Below are 2,061 nucleotides of genomic sequence, written 5' to 3'. Positions count from 1 at the left end.
GCGGTCGTGGTGGACCTCGCGCAGCCGCGGGACGTCGCGCCCGAGGCGGACGACGAGCCCGGCATCGCCGTGTACGACCTCGCGGACCTGGAGTCCGTGACGGAGTCGACGCGCGAACAGCGCGAAGACGCGGCGCGCCAGGTGGAGGCGATGCTGGAGGCGGAGTTCCAGCGGCTGCTCGCGCAGTACAAGCGCAAGCGAGCGGACGAGGTCATCGCGCGGATGTACGAGAGCGCCGACCGTCTGAAGGCCCGCGAGGTGTCGACGGCGCTCTCCCAGCTCGAGGCCGGCGACGGCGACGTATCCGACGAGCAGCGCGAAGTCCTGGAGTCGATGGCGGACGCGCTGGTCAGCCAGCTGCTCGCGGCGCCGACGAGGAGCCTGCGCGACGCCGCCGAGCAGGACGACTGGTCGACCATCGCGACCGCGCTGGAGCTGTTCGATCCGGAGTTCGAGGACGGGATGCCGTTCGACGCGCCGCCGGGCGAACTCGCGTCCGCGGAGTCCGAGGATTAAGCGTACCCGAGCCTGATTCCTGCAGCGACGACGACGCCGACCAGCAGCGGCGCGGCGACCGCTGCGGGCCCGGACAGGCCTGCGGTGTCGGCGAGCACCGCTGTCAGCACCGCGAGCAGGACGCCGAACGCGACGGCGGCAGCCAACCCCCAGTCGATGGTGTCAGCGTTCACGCGTAGACGTCGCCGGCGAGGGGTAAGGAGTGTTGGGGCGTGGTGGAGTGGTGTCGTGGCGAAGTCAATCGGCGGGTACGATTATGGCCCTGGCGTGCGAGGAGACACGCATGTCGGACGTGCTCACAGCGGACGAAGTCGAGGACAGACTCCCGGACGGATGGCGGCTGTCTGGCGACGAAATCGTGCGCACCTACGAGTTCGACGAGTACCTGAAGGGCGTCGCGTTCGCGTCCGAGGTCGGCGAACTCGCCGACGAGGAGTTCCATCATCCGGAGATCCGGATTCGCTACGACGAGGTCGAGGTTCGGTTCACGAGCCACGAGGCCGGCGGCGTGACGGACCGCGACGTCGAACTCGCGGACCGCTGCAACGGCCTGCGGTAGCATGCACGCCGAGTACGCGTTCGCGGTCCGGTTCCGCCTCGACCCCGACTACGAGGTGCGCGTCGACCCGCAGCGCTTCGAGACGCGGATGCAGCGCGTCGCCGACGACCCAGGGGAACCGGGGTGGCTGTTCTTCCGGGACAACCTCTGGCGGGGCGACATCGGCGACCCGGTCCACTTCCGGGAACTGACCGAGGACGCGCTCGGCGTCCCGATCGAGCACGTCGAGTACCGCGCGTTCGAGACGGACACCGAGTACTACGACGCCCTCCGGGAGGAAATTGGTGCGCACCTCGACCGCTTCAAGGCCGACAGCACGCCCGAGGTGCTGAACAAGTACTTCGGGAGTTCCGTGGAAGTCCAGAACTGACTGCTCGGGCGCGGGCTGCCAGTTCGGGACTGACCGGTCGCTCGCTGGTCGCCGGTTCGAGACGCACGGGACGGGACCGGGCCGGTGTGTAACGCCGTCACCCTGATACGCAAAACACTTGACAGACCGCGCCGTACTACCGTGTCCAATGGGTTCCCGCGCGGATTACGACGTCTGGCTGTTCGACCTCGACGGCACGCTCGTGGACACCGAGTGGTCGTACACCAGGGAGGTGTTCGACCGCGTCGGTGACCGCGTCGGCCACGAGTTCTCGGACTACCAGGCGGAAGTGCTCTGGCACGGCCTCGGCGGCTCCCGCGACGTCCACCTCCGCGAGTGGGGGTTCGACCCGGACCCGTTCTGGGAGGCGTTCCACGACGTCGAAGACCCCGTCGCGCGAGCGGACGCGACGTACCTCTACGACGACGCCGCGCGCGTCGGCGACCTGGACGGCCCGGTCGGCGTGGTCACGCACTGCGCGGAGTTCCTCGCCGGCCCGGTCATGGACAGCCTCGACATCGGCGACTGGTTCGACGTCGTGGTGTGCTGTGACGACGACACCGGGTGGAAGCCCGACCCCCGGTCCAATGAACTCGCGCTCGACGACGTCGGCGCC

The 2,061-nt window shown here is 69.0% G+C and carries 4 protein-coding genes and 1 pseudogene; 4 read left to right on the top strand and 1 reads right to left on the bottom strand.

Going from position 1 to position 2,061, the window contains the following annotated elements:
- Positions 1–516: pseudogene (locus GRX66_RS18525) on the top strand (glutamyl-tRNA reductase); the annotation flags it as partial.
- On the opposite strand, the gene GRX66_RS18520 reads toward GRX66_RS18525, so the two are convergent.
- Positions 513–689 (bottom strand): hypothetical protein, encoded by a 177-nt coding sequence (locus GRX66_RS18520; protein ID WP_159527791.1) that lies wholly within the window; start codon positions 687–689, stop codon positions 513–515. The pseudogene GRX66_RS18525 and the gene GRX66_RS18520 overlap by 4 nt on opposite strands.
- A 110-nt stretch (positions 690–799) precedes the next feature.
- Between GRX66_RS18520 and GRX66_RS18515 the strand changes: the two genes are divergently transcribed.
- The 3 genes from GRX66_RS18515 to GRX66_RS18505 all read left to right on the top strand — a co-directional run.
- Positions 800–1,075, top strand: coding sequence for a 4a-hydroxytetrahydrobiopterin dehydratase (locus GRX66_RS18515; RefSeq protein WP_159527790.1), 276 nt, complete (start codon positions 800–802; stop codon positions 1,073–1,075).
- 1 nt (position 1,076) lies between these two features.
- A complete protein-coding gene (gene lwrS / locus GRX66_RS18510) occupies positions 1,077–1,445 on the top strand; it encodes an LWR-salt protein (protein WP_159527789.1) in 369 nt (122 codons plus the stop codon).
- Positions 1,446–1,593: 148 nt separating this feature from the next.
- A partial coding sequence (locus tag GRX66_RS18505) for an HAD family hydrolase (protein ID WP_159527788.1) occupies positions 1,594–2,061 on the top strand: 468 nt, incomplete at its 3' end.

The organism is Halobacterium bonnevillei (assembly GCF_009831555.1).
GTDB classification, from domain to species: domain Archaea; phylum Halobacteriota; class Halobacteria; order Halobacteriales; family Halobacteriaceae; genus Halobacterium; species Halobacterium bonnevillei.
This window is presented reverse-complemented; position numbering and strand designations above follow the sequence as displayed.